Source organism: Pseudoxanthomonas mexicana, assembly GCF_014397415.1.
Taxonomy (GTDB): Bacteria; Pseudomonadota; Gammaproteobacteria; order Xanthomonadales; family Xanthomonadaceae; genus Pseudoxanthomonas_A; species Pseudoxanthomonas_A mexicana.
The window spans coordinates 2,410,707-2,430,482 of sequence record NZ_CP060731.1 but is presented as its reverse complement, the minus strand read 5'-3'; the positions used below and the strand labels follow the sequence as shown (position 1 = coordinate 2,430,482).

General features: G+C 69.0%; 20 protein-coding genes. 14 read left to right on the top strand and 6 right to left on the bottom strand.

The features are described 5' to 3' along the window. Positions 1 to 66 precede the first annotated feature (66 nt). Positions 67 to 840, bottom strand: coding sequence for a DUF2189 domain-containing protein (locus tag IAE60_RS11420; RefSeq protein WP_187572335.1), 774 nt, complete (start codon positions 838 to 840; stop codon positions 67 to 69). A gap of 112 nt (positions 841 to 952) precedes the next feature. On the opposite strand from IAE60_RS11420, the gene IAE60_RS11415 reads away from it, so the two are divergent. The 6 genes from IAE60_RS11415 (at position 953) to IAE60_RS11390 (ending at position 6,003) form a co-directional block, all read left to right on the top strand. Beyond that, a complete protein-coding gene (locus IAE60_RS11415) occupies positions 953 to 2,128 on the top strand; it encodes a thiolase family protein (protein ID WP_187572334.1) in 1,176 nt (391 codons plus the stop codon). Positions 2,129 to 2,299: 171 nt separating this feature from the next. After that, positions 2,300 to 2,644, top strand: a complete 345-nt coding sequence (locus IAE60_RS11410) for a hypothetical protein (RefSeq protein ID WP_162109575.1) — start codon at positions 2,300 to 2,302, stop codon at positions 2,642 to 2,644. Positions 2,645 to 2,811: 167 nt separating this feature from the next. Beyond that, a complete protein-coding gene (locus IAE60_RS11405) occupies positions 2,812 to 3,189 on the top strand; it encodes a hypothetical protein (RefSeq protein WP_162109576.1) in 378 nt (125 codons plus the stop codon). 121 nt (positions 3,190 to 3,310) lie between these two features. Further along, positions 3,311 to 4,918, top strand: coding sequence for a carboxyl transferase domain-containing protein (locus IAE60_RS11400; RefSeq protein ID WP_187572333.1), 1,608 nt, complete (start codon positions 3,311 to 3,313; stop codon positions 4,916 to 4,918). 186 nt (positions 4,919 to 5,104) lie between these two features. Then, positions 5,105 to 5,638 carry a bactofilin family protein gene (locus IAE60_RS11395; protein ID WP_187572332.1) on the top strand — a complete coding sequence of 178 codons (534 nt, stop codon included), beginning with the start codon at positions 5,105 to 5,107 and terminating at the stop codon, positions 5,636 to 5,638. Beyond that, positions 5,635 to 6,003 carry a hypothetical protein gene (locus tag IAE60_RS11390; protein WP_162109579.1) on the top strand — a complete coding sequence of 123 codons (369 nt, stop codon included), beginning with the start codon at positions 5,635 to 5,637 and terminating at the stop codon, positions 6,001 to 6,003. The genes IAE60_RS11395 and IAE60_RS11390 overlap by 4 nt, the downstream gene beginning before the upstream one ends. A gap of 9 nt (positions 6,004 to 6,012) precedes the next feature. On the opposite strand, the gene IAE60_RS11385 is transcribed toward IAE60_RS11390, so the two are convergent. From IAE60_RS11385 to IAE60_RS11375, 3 genes are read right to left on the bottom strand one after another with little or no spacing between them, the layout of a single operon-like run. Then, complete coding sequence (locus IAE60_RS11385) at positions 6,013 to 6,267, bottom strand: DUF6587 family protein (RefSeq protein ID WP_187572331.1); 255 nt, start codon at positions 6,265 to 6,267, stop codon at positions 6,013 to 6,015. A 3-nt stretch (positions 6,268 to 6,270) separates the two neighbouring features. Next, positions 6,271 to 8,136: a ferrous iron transport protein B gene (feoB, locus tag IAE60_RS11380; protein ID WP_187572330.1), complete on the bottom strand. Its 1,866-nt coding sequence runs from the start codon at positions 8,134 to 8,136 to the stop codon at positions 6,271 to 6,273. Beyond that, positions 8,133 to 8,378, bottom strand: a complete 246-nt coding sequence (locus IAE60_RS11375; RefSeq protein ID WP_187572329.1) for a FeoA family protein — start codon at positions 8,376 to 8,378, stop codon at positions 8,133 to 8,135. Before IAE60_RS11375 ends, feoB begins: the two co-directional genes overlap by 4 nt. 108 nt (positions 8,379 to 8,486) lie before the next feature. On the opposite strand from IAE60_RS11375, the gene IAE60_RS11370 reads away from it, so the two are divergent. The 8 genes from IAE60_RS11370 to yeiP all read left to right on the top strand — a co-directional run bounded on the left by IAE60_RS11370 (position 8,487) and on the right by yeiP (position 17,477). After that, positions 8,487 to 9,287, top strand: a complete 801-nt coding sequence (locus tag IAE60_RS11370) for an enoyl-CoA hydratase-related protein (protein WP_187572328.1) — start codon at positions 8,487 to 8,489, stop codon at positions 9,285 to 9,287. Positions 9,288 to 9,291: 4 nt separating this feature from the next. Further along, positions 9,292 to 9,693 carry a VOC family protein gene (locus IAE60_RS11365; RefSeq protein WP_187572327.1) on the top strand — a complete coding sequence of 134 codons (402 nt, stop codon included), beginning with the start codon at positions 9,292 to 9,294 and terminating at the stop codon, positions 9,691 to 9,693. After that, positions 9,693 to 11,684, top strand: coding sequence for an acetyl-CoA carboxylase biotin carboxylase subunit (locus IAE60_RS11360; RefSeq protein ID WP_187572326.1), 1,992 nt, complete (start codon positions 9,693 to 9,695; stop codon positions 11,682 to 11,684). The genes IAE60_RS11365 and IAE60_RS11360 overlap by 1 nt, the downstream gene beginning before the upstream one ends. 8 nt (positions 11,685 to 11,692) lie before the next feature. Further along, positions 11,693 to 12,304: a hypothetical protein gene (locus IAE60_RS11355; RefSeq protein WP_187572325.1), complete on the top strand. Its 612-nt coding sequence runs from the start codon at positions 11,693 to 11,695 to the stop codon at positions 12,302 to 12,304. After that, positions 12,301 to 13,221 (top strand): hydroxymethylglutaryl-CoA lyase, encoded by a 921-nt coding sequence (locus tag IAE60_RS11350; RefSeq protein ID WP_162109586.1) that lies wholly within the window; start codon positions 12,301 to 12,303, stop codon positions 13,219 to 13,221. Before IAE60_RS11355 ends, IAE60_RS11350 begins: the two co-directional genes overlap by 4 nt. After that, positions 13,218 to 15,782 (top strand): sensor domain-containing protein, encoded by a 2,565-nt coding sequence (locus tag IAE60_RS11345; RefSeq protein WP_187572324.1) that lies wholly within the window; start codon positions 13,218 to 13,220, stop codon positions 15,780 to 15,782. The genes IAE60_RS11350 and IAE60_RS11345 overlap by 4 nt, the downstream gene beginning before the upstream one ends. A gap of 228 nt (positions 15,783 to 16,010) precedes the next feature. Continuing rightward, on the top strand, positions 16,011 to 16,781 hold the full coding sequence (locus IAE60_RS11340) for an SDR family NAD(P)-dependent oxidoreductase (RefSeq protein ID WP_187572323.1): 771 nt from the start codon (positions 16,011 to 16,013) through the stop codon (positions 16,779 to 16,781). A gap of 129 nt (positions 16,782 to 16,910) precedes the next feature. Further along, the gene (gene yeiP, locus IAE60_RS11335; protein WP_162109589.1) at positions 16,911 to 17,477 is read left to right on the top strand and encodes an elongation factor P-like protein YeiP; all 567 of its coding nucleotides are present in this window, start codon (positions 16,911 to 16,913) and stop codon (positions 17,475 to 17,477) included. Positions 17,478 to 17,554: 77 nt separating this feature from the next. Here yeiP and IAE60_RS11330 read toward each other — a convergent pair whose 3' ends face one another. Further along, positions 17,555 to 19,360: a DUF7844 domain-containing protein gene (locus tag IAE60_RS11330; protein ID WP_187572322.1), complete on the bottom strand. Its 1,806-nt coding sequence runs from the start codon at positions 19,358 to 19,360 to the stop codon at positions 17,555 to 17,557. After that, positions 19,360 to 19,659: a DUF2388 domain-containing protein gene (locus IAE60_RS11325; protein WP_162109591.1), complete on the bottom strand. Its 300-nt coding sequence runs from the start codon at positions 19,657 to 19,659 to the stop codon at positions 19,360 to 19,362. The genes IAE60_RS11330 and IAE60_RS11325 overlap by 1 nt, the downstream gene beginning before the upstream one ends. Between the last annotated feature and the right edge of the window lie 117 nt (positions 19,660 to 19,776).

Below are 19,776 nucleotides of genomic sequence, written 5' to 3'. Positions count from 1 at the left end.
ATCGCGAAGGCGGGCTTGAGCCCGCCCTACGCCGCGCCTTGAGCACCCCAACGCCCCGCACGCCGCTCACTCCAGCGCCGGCCACGCGGCGGCATCCAGCGTCTCCCGGTACCCATGCCAACTGGCGTAGGCCAGCCAGGGCATCAGCAGGCCCAGGCCCAGCAGCGCGGTGGCGAAGCCGATCGCCGTCAGCACCACCAGCAGCAGGCCCCACACCAGCATCACGCGCTTGTTGCGCATCACGGCATGCACGCTGGAGACGGCCGCCGTCACCATGTCCACGTCGCGGTCGGCGATCATCGGCAATGAGAAGGCGGTAACGGCGAAGGTGAGCGTGGCGAACACCGCGCCGACCGCAGACCCCAGCGCGAGGAACTCCCAGAACGCGCCCGGATCCCCGCCGTCGAACGGGAAGAACGCACCGACCATCATGCCGGCGCGCGACCACAGCAGGATGATCACCCCCTGCCCCAGCGCGAACACCCCCGCCTGCCCCAGCACGCGGCGCGCAAGCACGAACGAATCGCGCAGGCGCGGCGTGCGCCCCTGCTCCAGCGCCCGGCTGACGCAGTACAGGCCCACGCAGATCAAGGGCGCCACGAACACGAAGCCCGACAGCAGAGTCGCGAGCAGCGCGAAGCGCCCCAGCGCATAGGCCAGCCATGAGATGCCGGCACTGACCAGCACGATCACCACCCCGAACAGCAGGCTCAATGCCGGCGCGCGGCGCAGGTCCCGCCAGCCCGCACGCAGCCAGCGCCAGGGCGCGCCCGTGTCAAGGTCGGCGCAGGGCACGACGAAAGGACGCGCCGCCGGGTCTGTCGCTGGTGGTTCCGCCATGCTCCCCTCCCGCCACCAGCATACGCCGGCGCGGCCCTGTACCAACGGCCGATTTGCCCGCCGTCGGGCGGGGGCGGGATAATCGGCGCCTCACTCCACGCGGGAACCCCCCATGTCCGACATCGTCATCGCCGCCGCCAAGCGCACCGCCATCGGCTCGTTCCTTGGCCAGTTCAACGGCGTTCCCACCCCGACGCTGGGCGCCGCCGCCATCGCCGCGGCACTGGAGCAGTCCGGCATTCCGGCCGCGGACGTGTCCGAGGTCATCATGGGCTGCGTGCTGCCGGCCAACCTGGGCCAGGCGCCCGCTCGCCAGGCCTCCCGCGCCGCGGGCATCCCCGATGCGGCCGGCGCCACCACCATCAACAAGGTGTGCGGCTCGGGCATGAAGGCCATCATGCTGGGCCATGACCTGATCAAGGCCGGGTCGGCCAGCATCGTGGTCGCCGGCGGCATGGAGTCCATGAGCAATGCCCCGCACGTGATTCCCAACTCGCGCACCGGCAACCGCTACGGCAACTTCCAGGCCGTCGACCACATGGCCTGGGACGGCCTGACCAATCCCTACGACGGCCAGGCCATGGGCGTGTTCGCCGAAGCCACCGTGGCCAAGTTCGGTTTCACCCGCGAGGAGCAGGACGCCTACGCCATCGAATCGGTCACCCGCGCCCAGGCGGCACAGACCTCGGGCGCCTTCGACGGCGAGATCGTCCCGGTCAAGGTCGCCACCCGCAAGGGTGAGGTGGAAGTGGCCTCGGACGAACAGCCGGGCAAGTCGGATGTCGCCAAGATCCCCACCCTGAAGCCCGCCTTCAAGAAGGACGGCAGCGTCACCGCGGCCAGTTCGTCCAGCATCTCCGACGGCGCCGCGGCCACCGTGCTGCTGAGCGCCGACGAAGCGGCCCGGCGCGGCATCCAGCCGCTGGCCCGGATCGTCGGCCACGCCACGTATTCGCAGGCGCCGGAGTGGTTCACGACCGCGCCGGTCGCGGCGATCGACAAGCTGCTCAAGCAGGTCGGTTGGACCGTGGACCAGGTGGACCTGTTCGAGGTCAACGAGGCCTTCGCCGTCGTCGCCATGGCGCCGATCAAGGAACTGGGCATCCCCCACGCCAAGGTCAACGTCAACGGCGGTGCCTGTGCGCTGGGCCATCCGATCGGCGCCTCCGGCGCGCGCCTGGTGGTCACCCTGGTCAACGCGCTGCGTGTCCGCGGCCTCAAGCGTGGCATCGCCACCCTGTGCATCGGCGGCGGCGAAGCCACGGCCGTCGCGGTCGAGATCGTCTGAGTTCTTGCGCAAATATGGGGGGCGAAGCGGCCGTGCTTCGCCCGCCCCATAAGGTTTAACAACGGATTGACAAAGATAACCGGCCAGGCGCTTGACACGCGTAATGGGCTTGTCATCATGTTGCAGGCGCGCAATTGCGCGTTGCCTAACTAACGACGAGGAAATTAAACGATGACCATGAACAAGGCTCTGATCGCGCTGGCTCTGGGTTTCGCCCTGGCTGCGTGCTCGAACCAGGAACAGGCCGCCGACGCCGCTGCTGACGCCGCCGCGACCGCGACCGAAGCCCAGGCTGCCGCCGACGCCGCCGCCGCCACCGGCGAAGCGACCGCCGACGCCGCCCAGCAGTCGGCCGACGCCGCTGCCGCTGCCGCCGACGCCGCTGCCACCGCCGCGACCGACGCTGCTGCCGCCACCACGACGGAAGCCGCTGACGCTGCTGCCGACGCCGCTGCCCAGGCTGCCGACACCGCCGAAGCCGCGACCGACGCTGCCAAGGAAGCCACCAAGCAGTAATCTGCTGGCGGTTGCCTGATTTGGCGTTAAACTGAGAGAGCCGCCAGTTCGCTGGCGGCTTTTTCTGTATCCGGGACCGGGCTCTCTTCCGTGTCGCGCCTGTTCGCGATCGGATGCAGGGGCCTTGCCCGACACCATCTTCCACACTACCGATTTGGGGATCCACCATGAAGATCAAGAGCACCGTCCTGCTGGTCGCCGCCGCCCTGGCACTGAGCGCCTGCACGAAGAGCGAGAACACCGACGCCGCCGCTGCCGACGCCGCTGCCGCCGCCGACCAGGCCGCCGCCGCTGCCGGTGACGCCGCCACCGCCGCTGGCGACGCCGCTGCTGCCGCGGGCGACGCCGCCGCCGCCGCTACCGCCGACGCCGCTGCCGCCGCCACGGCCGCTGCCTCCGACGCCGCTGCTGCGACCGAAGCCGCCGCCACCGACGCTGCCGCCGCCGCTGCTTCGGCCACCGCCGACGCCGCCCAGGCGACCGCCGACAAGGCCGCCGAAGTGGCCGAGAAGGCCGACGCCAAGGCTGAAGAAGTCAAGAAGTAATCGACTCGCGTTCGCGCGAATCGGAAAAGGCCCGCGCAAGCGGGCCTTTTCTTTTGCACTGCGGTTTGGCGCGTGCCGGGCTTTATGGTCTGATGCCGCCTTTCCTGCCTTTCCGTACCGCATGCCTGCCATCGCCTCGCAACTCGATCCGCGCTCGCCCGACTTCACCGCCAACGCGGCCTATCATCGTGTGCTGGTGCAGGAACTGGACCGCCGGCTGGCGCGTGCCGCCGACGGTGGCGGCGAGAAGGCCCGCAACCGGCATACCGAGCGCGGCAAGCTGCTGGCACGGGACCGCATCACCGCCCTGCTCGATCCCGGCTCGCCCTTTCTCGAGATCGCCCCGCTCGCCGCCGAGGACATGTACGACGGGGCTGCACCCGCCGCCGGCATGGTGTGCGGCATCGGCCGCGTGATGGGCAACGAGGTGGTGATCGTGGCCAACGATGCCACCGTCAAGGGCGGCACCTATTTTCCGATGACGGTGAAGAAGCACCTGCGCGCGCAGGAGATCGCGCGCGAGAACCGCCTGCCCTGCATCTACCTGGTCGACTCCGGCGGTGCCTTCCTGCCGCTGCAGGACGAGGTCTTCCCCGATCGTGAGCATTTCGGCCGCATTTTCTACAACCAGGCGCGGCTGTCCGCGGAGAACATCCCGCAGATCGCCGTGGTCATGGGCAGCTGCACCGCCGGCGGCGCCTACGTGCCTGCGATGTGCGACGAAAGCGTCATCGTGAAGGAACAGGGCACGATCTTCCTGGGCGGGCCCCCGCTGGTGAAGGCCGCCACCGGCGAGGTGGTGGATGCCGAGGCGCTGGGCGGCGCGGAGGTGCATACCAGCGTGTCCGGCGTGGCCGACCACTTCGCCGAGGACGACCGCCATGCGCTGGAGATCGCGCGCGGCATCGTCGGCCATCTCAACCGCCGCAAATCCGTGCCGATCGCGTTGCGCGAGGCCCGCGAGCCGCTGTATGCCGCCGAAGAGCTGTACGGCATCGTGCCCAAGGACACGCGCCGGCCGTTCGATATCCGCGAGGTCATCGCCCGCATCACCGACGGCAGCGAACTGGACGAGTTCAAGGCACGCTACGGCAAGACCCTGGTGACCGGCTTCGCCCACCTGCATGGCTATCCGGTCGGCATCGTCGCCAACAACGGCATCCTGTTCGGCGAGAGCGCGTTGAAAGGCGCGCATTTCATCGAGTTGTGCAACCAGCGCGGCATCCCGCTGGTATTCCTGCAGAACATCACCGGCTTCATGGTCGGTCGCAAGTACGAGAACGCCGGCATCGCCAAGGACGGTGCCAAGATGGTCACCGCCGTCGCATGCTCGTCCGTGCCCAAGTTCACCGTGGTGATCGGTGGCAGCTTCGGCGCCGGCAACTACGCCATGTGCGGCCGTGCCTATGGCGCGCGCTTCCTGTGGATGTGGCCGAATGCGCGCATCAGCGTGATGGGCGGCGAACAGGCCGCCAGCGTGCTGGCCACGGTGAAGCGCGACGGCATCGAAGCCGCGGGCGAGGCCTGGAGCACGGAAGAGGAAGATGCCTTCAAGGCGCCCATCCGCGACCAGTACGAGACCCAGGGGAGTCCCTGGTACGCCACCGCGCGGTTGTGGGACGACGGCATCATCGACCCCGCCGATACCCGCCGCGTGCTGGGCCTGGGCATCTCGGCCTCGCTCAACGCGCCGATCGAGCCGGCGAAGTTCGGCGTATTCCGGATGTAGCATCGGGCGCGCGCTCGTGCAGCGCCTCCTCTTCATCGTTGTGAGCGCCGCGTGCACAAGCCCGACTCCAGGGTGAACCACGCCCACCTGGCCTGTGCCACGCCATCAATCGGCTGCGCAGGTCACAGTGCGCGCGCGAAAGGGCGGCGATAGTCCAAGGTCCCTGCCACCCGGAGCATCCCCTGCATGTCCATCTGGAAAGACCAAGGCCCCGCGAAGAAAGAGGCCGTCGCGCCTCCCACCGAACCCACGCCCGCCGGCATGCGTGAAGCCCCGGCCGTAGCCGATTTCTCGCCGACGGTCACCGCTCCGCCGGGTACCCGCGCACCAGAACGCACGCCGCAGGAGACGCTGAAGGAGTCGCTGATCGCCGCCGACCTGACCATCGAGGGCAAGATCGAAGGCACGGGTCACATTCGTATCGCCGGCAGGTTCAAGGGCGATGTCAACGTGCAGGGCGACCTGACCATCGAAACCGGCGCCAAGCTCAACGGCGGCGTCCGCGCCAAGAAGGTGACCATCGCCGGCGAACTCGAGGGCAACATCGAATCGGCCTCGCGCGTCGAACTGCTCGCCTCCGGGGTCCTGGTCGGCGACGTCAAGGCCGGCTCGCTCACCGTGGCGGCAGGTTCCCGCATGCGGGGACAGGCCGACTTCGGCTGGGACGAACCGGCCAAGGCCGGCAAGGGCGGCGGCACGGAGCCCGGCACCGCCGCATGAGCCAACCCCGCCCCGGCAGTGCCGGCGCCACCCGCACCTGCCCGCACTGCAAGGCGACCATCCTGGAGAGTGCGGCGGTCTGCCCCGGCTGCCGCCATCACCTGCGCTTCGAACCCGGTGCGGGCGCCAACGCGGTGCCTGCGCTCACCCCTTTGCGCATCGAGGGCACGCTGCAGCCACCCGCCGAGGGCGCAGCGTGGGAATACAGCGTGGTGTTGTCGATCCGCAACGACCGGGGTGAGGAAGTCACCCGCCAGGTCGTCGGCGTCGGCGCCATGCAGCCGCACGAACGGCGCAGCTTTGTCCTGTCCGTGGAACTGAACCCCGCCACCGGCAAGGCCGCAGGGCGGCGCACGCGGCATTAAGACGCGTGGTCAGCCCTTCTTGTCGGGTCCGCACCCGTTGCAGCCGCCACAGGCGGCATCGTTGGCCGAGGAGCCCCCCGCCGGGGCGATCCAGCGCCCCAGCCTCTGCTGCCACGCCGCCCTGCCCTCGCGCAGCAGCGGCAGCGCCAGCGCGATCCGCGCCTTGCGCACCGGGCCGGGAAACTGCTTCTTCAGCACCACCCACGCGCTGACCACCACGGCGATGGCGATGATGGCGTACTGCAGGGCGAGCGAAGCGTCCATGGTTCAACCGGCGCCCAATGCGCTGGCGACTTGGTAGGTCACCAGCGAAGCGAGGTAGGCCAGCGCGAACAGGTAGAACGCGGCGAAGCCCATCTGCTTCCACGAGTTGGTCTCGCGCTTGATCGTGGCCAGCGTGGAGATGCACATCGGGGCGTAGATGAACCACACCAGCAGCGACAGCGCGGTGGCGAGCGACCAGCCATCGCTGATCACCGGGGTCAGCGCCTGGATCGCCGCGTCGTCGTCGGCGGCCGACAACGCGTAGATGGTCGCCAGCGACGACACCGCGACCTCGCGCGCCGCCAGGCCGGGAATCAGCGCGATGCAGATCTGCCAGTTGAACCCCAGCGGCGCGAAGAATGCCGCCATCGCGTGGCCGATGCGCCCAGCGAAGCTGTAGTCGATCGCCGGACCGATCGCGCCCTCGGGCGGCGCCGGGAAATTCAACAGGAACCACAGCAGGATGGTCAGCGCCAGGATGATGCCGCCGACGCGCTTGAGGAAGATCATCGCACGCTCCCACAGGCCGATCAGCAGGTCGCGCGGGTGCGGAATGCGGTAGGAAGGCAGTTCCAGCAGCAGCGCATGCTCGCTCTTGTCGCGACGCCACTTCTTCATCACCCACGACACGACCAGCGCACTGAGGATGCCGGCGGCATACAGGCCGAACAGCACCAGGCCCTGCTGGTTGAAGATGCCCCACACGGTCTTCTGCGGAATGAACGCGCCGATCAGCAGCGCGTAGACCGGCAGCCGTGCCGAGCAGGTCATCAGCGGCGCCACCAGGATCGTCGCCAGGCGATCGCGCGGGTCCTGGATGCTGCGCGTGGCCATGATGCCGGGGATCGCACACGCGAAACTCGACAGCAGCGGGATGAACGAGCGGCCGGACAGACCGGCCGAGGCCATCACGCGGTCGAGCAGGAACGCCGCGCGCGGCAGGTAGCCGCTTTCCTCCAGCGCCAGGATGAAGGCGAACAGGATCAGGATCTGCGGCAGGAACACGATCACGCCGCCCAGGCCGGCGATGATGCCGTCCACCAGCAGGCTGCTGAGCGGCCCTTCAGGCAACAAGCCGCCGGCCCAGCCACCGAGCGCGCCCGTACCCGCTTCGATCAGGTCCATGAGCGGCGTCGCCCAGGCATAGACCGCCTGGAATATCAGGAACATCACCACGGCCAGCGCCAGCAGGCCGAACACGGGATGCAGCAGCCAGCGGTCCAGTGCGTCATCGATCTTCGCCGTGCGCGTGGGCATGGTCACGGCCAGCGACAACAGCCGGCGCGTTTCGGCGTGCAGGTCCGCGCCCTCGGCGAGGCGCGCGCTGGGTTCGTGCGGGTGCGCTGCCGTGCGATCGATCTGTTCGACCAGCGCACGCGCGCCGTTGTGCTTCACCGCCACGGTCTCGACGACCGGCACGCCCAGTTCGCGCTCCAGTGCAGCCAGGTCGATGGCGATGCCGCGGCGCTGCGCGGCATCCATCATGTTGACCGCCAGGATCATCGGCTTGCCGAGTTCGCGCACCTCCAGCGCGAAGCGCAGGTGCAGGCGCAAGTTGGTGGCGTCCACCACGCAGACCAGCACGTCGGGCGCGGGCTCGCCCGGATAGAAACCGCGGCAGACGTCGCGGGTGACCGCCTCGTCCAGGCTGGCCGCGTGCAGGCTGTAGGCGCCTGGCAGATCGAGCACCGCGTAGTGGCGGCCGGATGCGGCCGAGTGCAGCCGCCCTTCCTTGCGCTCGACGGTAACGCCGGCGTAGTTGGCCACTTTCTGGCGGCTGCCGGTCAGCTGGTTGAACAGCGCGGTCTTGCCGCAGTTCGGATTGCCGACCAGCGCCAGCCGCAACGTCGAGGCGTCCGCGGTGCTCATGCGGAGGCTCCGTTGCGCAGGCGGATGCGCGCGGCTTCGGAACGGCGCAGTGCGAAGCGGGTGAAGCCCACCTGCACCAGCAGCGGTTCGGCACCCAGCGGGCCTTTCGCCACCACTTGCACTTCCTCGCCATTGACGAAGCCCAGTTCACGCAGGCGCCGGGCGATGGCGTCCTGCGGACCGTGCTCTTCCACGGACTCGACGATGGCGGGGATACGCGAGGGTAGCTCTGTGAGGATCACGCCAGGCTCTCAAATGCGAACTATTCTCATTGTAGCATCGCCGCAGTGCAGGAAGGCGGCAACGCAGCGTGCCGGTATCATTCGGCGACTTCGCAAGGAACGGCCGCAATGGCGGAAGCCCCGCAGGAACATCCCCTCGCACTGGAACGCGTCGGCGCCGTGGCCCGCCTGCGCCTGGACCGCCCCGCCCTTCACAATGCGTTCGACGCCGGCCTGATCTCGGCCCTGACCGACGCCCTGGACCGACTCGCCGACGATCCCGAGGTGCGCGTGGTGGTGCTGGAAGGCAGCGGGGCGTCGTTCTCGGCAGGTGCAGATTTGAACTGGATGCGCGGCATGGCGTCGGCCAGCGAGGCGGAGAACCGCGACGATGCCCTCGCCCTCGCCCGCCTGATGCGCACCCTGGACGAACTGCCCAAGCCCACGATCGCCCGCGTGCAGGGCGCGGCCTTCGGCGGTGGCGTGGGCCTGGTGGCCTGTTGCGACATCGCCATCGGCGTGCCCGAGGCGAAGTTCGGTCTGACCGAAAGCAAGCTGGGCCTGCTGCCGGCGGTGATCTCGCCCTACGTCATCGCGGCGATCGGCGCGCGCGAGGCACGGCGCTGGTTCGCCACCGGCGAGATCTTCGATGCCGCCACGGCACTGCGGATCGGCCTGCTGCACACGGTGGTCGAAGCGGATGCGCTCGACACCACCATCGAGCGCCAGATCGCGCTGCTGCTGAAGGCCGGACCGGTGGCCGCAGCGCACGCGAAGCAGCTGGTCGCACGCGTGGCCGCCACGGCCGACCGCGATCGTGCCGACCGCGACAACGCCGACCTCATCGCACGCCTTCGCGTGTCGCCGGAAGGACAGGAAGGCCTGTCCGCCTTTCTCGACAAGCGCGCGCCCCGCTGGGTGGAGGACTGAACCGATGATCGACCATCTGGGCATCGAAGTTGCCGACTACGCGCGCAGCCGTGCGTTCTACGAGCGCGTGCTGGCGACCTTGGGGTATGGCGTGGTCATGGAGGTCACGCGCGACATGACCGGCGGCTACGAGGGCTGCGGGTTCGGCCCGCCCGGTCGCCCGCACTTCTGGGTCGGCAAGGGCGACGGCGAGCCCGGTCACGGTGCGCACATCGCTTTCACGGCTGGCAGCCGCGCGCAGGTCGACGCGTTCCATGCCGCGGCGCTGGCCGCGGGTGCGCGCGACAACGGCGCGCCCGGGCTGCGCCCGCATTACCACCCCCACTACTACGGCGCCTTCGCCATCGATCCGGACGGCCACAACATCGAAGCCGTCTGCCACCTGCTCGCGGATACCGACGCCTGATGTTCTCGAAAATCCTGATCGCCAACCGCGGCGAGATCGCCTGCCGTGTCATCCGTACCTGCCGTCGGCTCGGCATCCGCACCGTCGCGGTGTATTCCGAGGCGGACGCCGATGCCCAGCACGTACGCCAGGCCGACGAGGCCTACCTGATCGGCGGGCCGCGTCCGGCGGACAGCTACCTGCGCGGCGACGCCGTGATCGCGGCGGCCCGGGAAGCCGGCGCTGAGGCCATCCATCCCGGCTACGGCTTCCTGTCGGAGAACGCCGACTTCGCCGATGCCGTCGCGGCGGCCGGCCTGGTGTTCATCGGGCCCTCGGGCGCGTCGATGCGCAAGATGGGCAGCAAGGCCGGTGCGAAGGAACTGATGGCGGCCGCAGGCGTGCCCGTCGTCCCCGGCTATACCGGCGAGGACCAGTCGCCGAACACGCTGGCCCGCGAAGCCGCGCGCATCGGCTTCCCGCTGATGATCAAGGCCGCCCACGGTGGCGGTGGCAAGGGCATGCGCGTGGTGCACCGGCTGGAGGACTTCATCGCCCAGCTGGAAAGCTGCCAGCGCGAGGCCGCCAACGCCTTCGGCCGCGACCGCGTGCTGCTGGAACGCTACGTGGCGTCGCCGCGCCACATCGAGATTCAGGTGTTCGCCGATGCGCACGGCCACACGCTGCACCTCAACGAGCGCGAATGCTCGGCCCAGCGCCGCTACCAGAAGGTGCTGGAGGAATCCCCCTCGCCGTTCCTGACGCCCGCGCTGCGCGCGGCGATGGGCGATGCGGCGGTGAAGGCCGCGCAGGCCATCGATTACGTCAACGCCGGCACCGTGGAGTTCATCGTCGATCCCGACGGGCAGTTCTATTTCATGGAGATCAACACCCGCCTGCAGGTGGAGCACCCGGTCACCGAGCTGGTCACCGGGCTGGACCTGGTGGAATGGCAGCTGCGCGTGGCCGCGAGCGAAGCGCTGCCGCTGGCCCAGGACGACGTCCGCCAGCAGGGCCACGCGATTGAGGCGCGCCTGTACGCCGAGGACCCGGAGGCGGGCTTCCTGCCCGGTTCCGGTCGCCTGGAACGGCTTGCGCTACCCGAGGCGTCCCCGGGCGTGCGGATCGACGCCGGCGTGGTGGAAGGCGACACGGTCACAATCTTCTACGATCCGATGATCGCCAAGCTGATCGTTCATGGTGCCGACCGGATGGAGGCGCTCGCCCGCCTGCGCGACGCCCTGGCGCGCTGCGACATCGCCGGCCCCAAGTCCAACATCGCGTTCCTGGAGAGGCTGGTCCGGCATCCGGCCGTGACCGGGGGCTGGATCGACACCGGCTACCTCGACCGCCACCTGGACGAGTTCATGCCCGCCCCGTCGCTGGCATCCACGCAGCAGGTGGCCCTCGTGGCCGCGGAACTGCTCTGGCAGGAAGCCCGCGCCCGCGCTCAGGCCGGGGATGGCGACGAACCCGATTCGCCCTGGGCCATCGCCGACGGCTGGCGGCTGGGCCATGCCGGCGCGCGCCCCCTCGCCTTCGCCCACCTGGGGCAGACCTGGACGGCGCTGGCGCACGGCCATGGCGGACGCTATCGCATCGAGCTGGCCGATAAGGTGCACGAAGTCGAGGACGCCCGCCTGACCGGCGACCTGCTCGGTTTGCGTATTCATGGACAGGCGCGACGATTCCGCATCCTGCGGCATGGCAACCGCCTGACGCTGCACGATGGGGAACAACGGACGGCGGTGGAGACGGTGCCGGCCTACCGGCGCACGGATATGGCCGAGGCGTCGGGGAGCGGAAAGATCGTCGCACCGATGCCGGGACGCGTCGTGCTGGTGAAGGCGCGGCCCGGCGATGAAGTGGTGGCCGGACAGGAGCTGCTGGTGATGGAAGCGATGAAAATGGAACTGGCCGTCAAGGCGTCGCGCGACGGCGTCGTTGCCGACGTGCGCGCGGCGGCCGGCGATTTCGTCGAGGCCGATACCGTCCTCGTGGCGCTGGAATGAGGGCCGCCGTGGCGCCGCTGCGTCCGTGGGCCGTCGTGCTGCTGGCGGCCAGTCTGCTGGCCGGATGCGTCATGTTCGAACAAGCCCCTGCCCCGCTCACCTGCGACCCGGCCCTGGTCGGACACTGGATTCCGCTGCCCGACAGCCCGCAGGATCGCGTGCCCCTGGGCAAGGACGACTATGCCGACGTCGACGCGACCTGCCATGTCCGCCTGCGCGACAACAATCGCCAGGACGAACCCGGCTTCGATGCGCTGGGCTTCGAAGTGGACGGCGACCGCTACCTCGCCCTCGGGTTCAAGGAACTGGAAGGTCTGTTCGGTACCGGCAAGGAGGCCGCGCCGCCGATACCCAAAGGCATGCCCGCGGGTGCCGTCACGTTGCTGAAATACCGCATCCATGACGATACGCTGCAGATCGCGATGCTCGACACGGTGGCCATTATGCAGCGGGTCCGACAGGGCGGCCTCAAGGCGCGCGAGACTGACGCCAGCACTTACCTGTTCGAAGGCAGTCCTGCCCAGCTGCGCGACCTGCTGCGCAGGCATCCGGAACTCTTCGACGCATTCGACGGCAAGGCCAAGACCCTGCGCATGCGTCGCGCGAAGGCGGGCAAATGACGCTGCCCTCGCCTCCTCCCGACGCCGACTTCGTCCGCATCGTCGAAGTGGGGCCGCGCGACGGCCTGCAGAACGAGAAGACGCAGGTCGCGACCGCCGACAAGGTGGCGCTGATCGACCGCCTGTCGCGCACCGGCCTGCTGACCATCGAAGCCACCAGTTTCGTCAGTCCGAAATGGGTGCCTCAGCTGGCTGATGCGGCCGAGGTGTTTTCGGCCATCCAGCGGCGACCGGGCACGGCGTATCCGGTGCTGGTGCCGAACGAAACAGGCTACGACCGTGCGCGCGCCGTGGGCGTGGAGGAAGTAGCGGTGTTCACCGCCGCGTCCGAAGCGTTCAACCAGAAGAACATCAATGCGTCCATCGATGCCTCCATCGAACGTTTCCGCCCCGTGCTGGCACGCGCCGCCGCCGATGGCGTGAAAGTCCGTGGTTACGTCTCCACCGTGCTCGGCTGTCCCTACCAGGGCGAGGTGCCGCTGGCGGACGTGGTGCGCGTGGCGAAACGGCTGCATGCGCTGGGCTGCTATGAAATCTCGCTGGGCGACACCATCGGCGTGGGGACGCCGCGCAAGGCGGCCGACATGCTGAAGGCGGTCGCCGCCGAAGTGCCCCTGCCTGCGCTGGCCGTGCATTTCCACGATACCTACGGCCAGGCGTTGGCGAACCTGCTGGCCTGCCTGGACGCGGGCGTGCGCGTGGTCGATGCCGCGGTCTCCGGCGCCGGCGGATGCCCCTATGCGAAGGGTGCCAGCGGCAACGTCGCCACGGAGGACGTGGTCTACCTGCTGCACGGCCAGGGCCTGCGCACCGGCGTGGACCTGGACCTGCTGGCCGAAACCGGGCGCTGGCTGGCGACGCGGCTGGGCCGCGAGACCGGCAGCCGTGTCGGCAAGGCACTGGCGGCCGCCACATGAGCCATGACGCAGCCAGCGAAGGTCTCGACCTGCCGGCGCTCGTCGCCGCGCTGGAGCGCGCCGCTGCCGAACGCGCCCCGGATGACGCCACTGCCCTGCTCCTGCGGCAGGCACGCGACGCCCTGCTCGCCAAGCAGCAGGAGGCCGACACCGAACGTTCGCGCTATCGCAACCTGTTCGACGCCGTACCCGACCCGGTCAGCATCATCGCCGAGGACGGCACCGTGCTGGACCTCAACAAGGCAGGCATGCAGGCCTACAAGCGGCCACGCGAGGAGATCGTCGGGCGCAACATCAACGTGCTCAATCCGGACCTGCCGCGCGACCACCTGGTGCCGGTCTGGGAAACGCTGAACCGCGGTGAGACCTACGTCATCGAAGTCACCAACATGCGGGGCGACGGCACGCGGTTCCCGGTGGAAGTGCATTCGGCCAATATCAACTTCGACGGACGCAAGAGCATCGTCGCCGTCGCGCGCGACATCAGCAGCCGGCGGCTCGCGGAACTCCGCTACCGCGAGCTGATGGAGACCATCGACAAGGGAATCGTGGTCAACAACCGCGAGTTGGTGGTGCAGTACTGCAATGGCGCGGCCATGCGCATCTTCGGGATCCGCGAGGACCAGCGCGTAGGCCAGGAACTGGCGCTGGACCGCTGGCACATCGTCGACGAGCACGGGCGCGAGATGCAGCGTCACGAACTGCCTGCGCAGCGTGCGCTGGACGCCGGGCAGATGGTGGAAAGCGTGCTGTTGGGCATGTACCACCGGGAGCGCAAGCACCTGATCTGGCTGACCGCCACCTCGGTGCCGCAGTTCGCCCCCGGCGAAAGCCAGCCGTCGCAGGTGACCACGCTGTTCAGCGACGTCACCGAACTCAAGCGCGACAGTGCGCTGTTCGACCGCGCGCAGTCGCTGGCCCACATCGGCGGCTGGGAATGGGACATCGGCCGCGACCGTGTCTACCTGACCGACGAGGCCCAGCGCATTCTCGGTGCCGCGCGCCCGCTGGTGACGCTGGACGACGTGCTGTCCTGCCTGCGCGAATCCGACCGCCGCCGCCTGCGTGGTGCGCTGGACCTGATCACCGCCGGTGGCCAGGGCTTCGACCTGGAGCTGCAGGGCACGCAGGCCGACGGACACCCGTTCTGGATCCGCGTGATCGGCGACGCCGAACCCGGCGATCCGGGGGCCTCGCGCATCACCGGCACCATGCAGGACATCTCGCAGGACAAGCAGGCCGAGGAGACGCTGCGCATCCAGGCGCGCACCGACCCGCTGACCGGCCTGATGAACCGCGACGCCGTGCTGACCGAACTGGGCGCGCGCCTGGCCGATCCGGAGCGCGCGCAGGTAGCGGTGCTCTACATCGACCTGGACCGCTTCAAGATGGTCAACGACGTGCTGGGGCACAACGCCGGCGATGAACTGCTGGTGCAGGCCTCGGACCGCATCCGCGGCGCGGTGGGCACCGACGGCATGATCGCGCGCTTCGGCGGCGACGAGTTCCTGGTGATCTGCGATGCGGGCGTGGATCCGCATCTGCCGGAAAAGCTGGCGCATGCGGTGCTGGGGGCGTTCGCCGACGCCTTCCGCTTCGGCAAGGACGAGTTCGCCATCACCGCCAGCATCGGCCTGGCCGTTTCCCCCAGCGACGGCCTGCGCCCGCAGCAGCTGATCCAGAACGCCGACATCGCGATGTACGACAGCAAGCATCGCGCGCGCAATGGCTGGCAGAGCTTCACCCAGGAGCTGGCGCAGCGCCAGCAGGACCGCCTGCAGATCGAGACGCAGCTGCGGCGGGCGGTGGACAACGAGGAATTCCGCTTGGTCTACCAGCCCCAGGTGGACCTGCGCAACGGCCGCATCATCGCCGGCGAAGCGCTGATCCGCTGGCAGAACCACCAGCTGGGGGAACTGCGGCCGGACGTGTTCATCAGCCATGCGGAGACGACGGGCGACATCGTCCGGATAGGCAGCTGGGTACTGCGCGAGGCGTGCCGGCAAGTGGCCGCGTGGCGCGACCAGGGGCTAGGCATCGTGCGGGTGGCGGTGAACGTGTCGTACCGCCAGTTCGCCGGCGACGACCTCGCCGACCGCGTGCGCGCGATCCTGACCGAGTTCGACCTGCCCGGCGCGGCGCTGGAACTGGAATTCACCGAGCGCGTTCTGATCGAGGACGCCCCCGCCACGCTGCGCACCTTCGCCGACCTGCGCCAGTTGGGGGTGATGCTGACCATCGACGACTTCGGCGAAGGCTACAGCGCACTGAACTACCTGCGCCGCCTGCCCATCCATGGCCTGAAGCTCAGCCCGCTGTTCACCGAGGGCGTGCCCAACAACCGCTCGGACGTGGCCGTCTGCCAGGCCGTCTCGGCCATCGCCCGCAGCCTGGGCCTGGGCCTGGTGGCCGAAGGCGTCGAGTCGGAGGCCCAGCGGCAGTTCCTGCTGAATCTCGGCGTCCCCGTCGGCCAGGGCTTCCTGTTCGCGCCCGGCCTGTCGCCGGACGAATTCGCGCGGCGGCTGGCCGACAGCCCGCTGGAGCGGGCGCTGCACGCCTGAGCGTGATGATCCCTGTAGGAGCGACGTGAGTCGCGACCGGAGACCTTCCGCTCCCACGTCCTCATTCGCAGGCAACGAACCCCGGCGCGCCTTGCTTACGGGCCCGACAAGGGGCACTGCCGGTCATGGTTCGCGGTCGCGACTGACGTCGCTCCTACAGTGGGTCCATGGCGCCCTCGCCACCCGCCATCGCGTAAAATGCCGGCTTTTCCGCAGCAGGTCCGCCGCATGCAGCTTTCCGATACCCGTGCCGTCATCACCGGCGGCGTCTCCGGCCTGGGGCTGGCCGTCGCCCGCCATCTCGTCGCCCATGGCGGCAAAGCCGCGCTGTTCGACGTCAACGACGACAAGGGTGCTGCGGCGGTCACCGAGCTGGGCGAGGCCAACGTCCGCTACTTCCGCACCGACGTGACCGATGAGGCCGGCGTGGCCGCCAACATCGCCGCGGCGAAGGACGCCCTGGGCGGGCTGAATGCCGCGATCAACTGCGCCGGCATCCTCGGCGCCGGCCGGGTACTGGGCAAGGAGGCGCCGATGCCGCTCTCCACCTTCCAGACCACGGTGATGGTCAACCTGGTGGGCAGCTTCAACGTGGCCAAGGCCGCCGCGGACCTCATGCAGCACAACGCGCCGAACGCGGACGGCGAGCGTGGCGTGATCGTCAACACGGCGAGCGTGGCGGCATACGAAGGCCAGATCGGCCAGGCGGCGTACTCGGCATCGAAGGGCGGCGTGGTCGGCATGACCCTGCCGATGGCGCGCGAGCTGTCGCGCTTCGGCATCCGCGTGATGACGGTGGCCCCGGGCATCTTCTGGACCCCGATGGTCGATGGCATGCCGGAAGCGGTGCAGCAGTCGCTCAGCGCGTCGATCCCCTTCCCGTCCCGCCTGGGCAAACCGGAAGAATTCGCCGACCTCGTCGCCTACATCCTGGGCAATACGTACCTCAACGGCGAGACGATCCGCCTGGACGGCGCCGTGCGTCTGGCACCGAAGTGAGGCGGAAGCGGGAATGGACAGCGGGAACGGGGAACAGGGAATGACAGTTCACCGCCGCCTACCGACCCGCAGCGCACCCTCGTTCCCCATTCCCTGTTCCCCATTCCCGCTTTACATAACGGACATCCCATGAAGGCTTTCGACATCAAGAAAGGCAACGTCGTCGAACACAACGGCGGCGTGTACCAGATCCGCGACATCGAGCGCAGCTCGCCGCAGGGCCGCGGCGGCAACGTGCGCTTCCGTTTCATCATGTACAGCGTGCCGGGTGGCAACAAGCTGGACGCCAGCTTCGACGCCGATGACAACCTGTCCGAAGTGGAACTGCTGCGCCGCCAGGCGACGTATTCCTACAAGGACGGCGATGCGTTCGTGTTCCTCGACGACGAGGACTACACGCCGTACACGCTGGACGCCAACGTCATCGGCGACGACGCCGGTTACATCACCGACGGACTGAGCGGCTGCTACGTGCAGGTGATCGACGAACTGCCGGTCGCGCTGCAGCTGCCGCAGCACGTCACGCTGGAAGTGGTGGAAACGCCGCCGGAACTGAAGGGCGGCACCGCCACCAAGCGCCCGAAGCCGGCCAGGCTCAGCACCGGCATCGAAATCATGGTGCCTGAGTACATCACCACCGGCGAGCGCATCCTGGTCAACACGACCACGGGCGAATTCGGCGGCCGCGCGGACTGAGTAGCGTGCGCTGCGCGCAGGATCCGCCGACTCCCGCTGCGCCATGAAGCGCTCCGTGGTCGTGCGCATGGCGCACGCTACGGGTGGCGCAGGCGCGCACCAATCGTCTCGAGATTCGCCTCGATGCCGCGCAGCACGTTGCGCTGGTCCGCCGGTAGCCAGCGCTCCAGGTCTTCCCGCAGCGCCCCGTCCTGCTCTCGCAGTCGGGCTACGCGCAGTTGCGCTTCCTTCGCCACGCGCACGCGTTCCTCGGACTGCGGGAGTCCATAGCCGTCCGGCAGAAGCTCCGACGGCCTGCTGACGAACCCGGTATCCCCCAGCCACGTACGCAGGGCCTGCAGTGCGGGCGCGATGTCGTCCGGTGCGTCGCGACCGAGGTAGCGTCGCTTCAGCGCATCGCGCAGCAACAGCTGCTGGCGACGCTGTGCGGCGTGCTCCAGCACTAGCAGGGCCGCGCTGGTACGCAGGTCCGCCTGCGGCAGCCAGGGGGCGCGTCCGGCGGGTGGCAGGACCAGCCAGGCCTGCGCATCCGGGTGCGGCAGCGCCAGCGCGTCCCGTGCGACGGCATACAGGGCGTCGTAGCGCGCGCTCATCGGTTCGAAGTAGTAGCCGAGCCGCCGCGCTTCACCGGCGTCTTCCAGCACGGCGGCATCGGCCACGCCCTGCCGTTCCAGCTTCTTCAGAAGACCGGTGGGCGTGATGCTGGCCAATGGCGTGTCGGCCAGCCGCGGCACGCCGTCGTGAAGCAGCTTCCATGTTTCCACCGCGCAGTTGTTGCCGATGAAGTAGTAGCGCCCGTCGTAGCTCCAGTGCAGTTGCGCGGCCCGCTCCAGCAGCGATGCAATTTCGTCCTCCTGCAAGCGCAGCGGGATGGACTGCAGGCCACGCAGCTCGACCCGGGTGTACTCCTCGATCACCTGGTCCAGCGGCAGCAGGAACAGGCGCGACGGATACGAGCCGGTCAATCCGCGCCAGCCGGAGATCTGCACGTCGCCCACGAAGGCGCGGAACGACAGCACGCGATGATGGGCCAGGTCCAGCCTGCAGTCGGGCCCCGGCATGCGTCCCGGCGCGCACACGACCAGCCTCAGCATGCTGTGTCCCCAGCGGCTCATCGCCTGCGTGTTGCCTTCGGCCAGCAGGTAGTCCACCTCGTAGACGCGGGCGGGATCCAGCGCCAGCAACGAGGCCTCGCCCGCCTCGGCATTCACGTCCAGGAACGGCAACCCGGGTGCGCAGGCATGCGCCGTCGCCGGCACCCTGAAGTGGGCCGCGAAGTGGCGATGCAGCGCCGGACGCCGACAAGCGTAGGAAGGGTCGAGCACGAAATGCTCGAGATTCACCGCTACGAATTCGGAAGGGCGTTCCAGCTCATAAGGATCGGGCGTACGCGCGACGAAATCGTTGCGGGAACGACGCCCCGCGACGGCAAACACGCTGCGCTGCCAGCCCGCCAGATCGCGCAGGCGCGGATCGCCGGACAGGACATTGCGCTGCGCACGGTCGTAGGCGTGGGCCAGTTCGTGCACCAGCGCATGACGGACCACACTCAACCCGGCATCGTCCGGCGACACGCCGTCGCGCGACCGCCATGCCTGCAGCAGCCGGCGCGGCAGCAGGATGCGATGGCCGACCCGTCGGCCGGCGACGTACGCGGGCAGGCCTTCACGCCATTCCAGGACGAGCCCCGCTGGCAAGCCGTCGCGCCATGCCTGCGGCAGACGCGACAGAACTTCGTCGACCAGTGCCTGCGTCGCGACGACATCGTCCGTGGCGAGATGTGTGGGATCGATGACGAGTGCGGATGCTGTCGCCACCGGTCCCAGCCACGCCCACAGCAGGAGCGCGGCGATGCGCCGGCCCCGGGGCCGACGCGGGTGCATCAACGCGCCAGGATGGCCTGCGCCAGCTGCATATCGCTGGCGCGACGCGCGGCTTCGTCCGTCTCGCGCAGGTGGCGCAGCGCGGCTTCCAACTGGGCCCCACGGATGCGGCCATTGCTGGCCACGAAACTGGCGGCATCCTCGCGAGCCTGGACGACGATCTTGTCGTCGCCGGAGGAGCTGTCGGACGAGGCCGACGAACCGGCCGAGGAAGCGCCTGCCGACGAACCGGCGAAGCTGCCGGCGAGTACCGGCACGGAGAACGCCAGCAGCACGCCGGCCAGGATCAATCGGGACATGGAAATTTCCACACGGGGGAACGCCGTGACCGGCGCGGAGCGCAAAGAGTACCCGCAAATGCCCGGCGAGCACCTGAATCCGGTCGCTCGCAAGAGCATCGCCCGTATCGTCGCTCC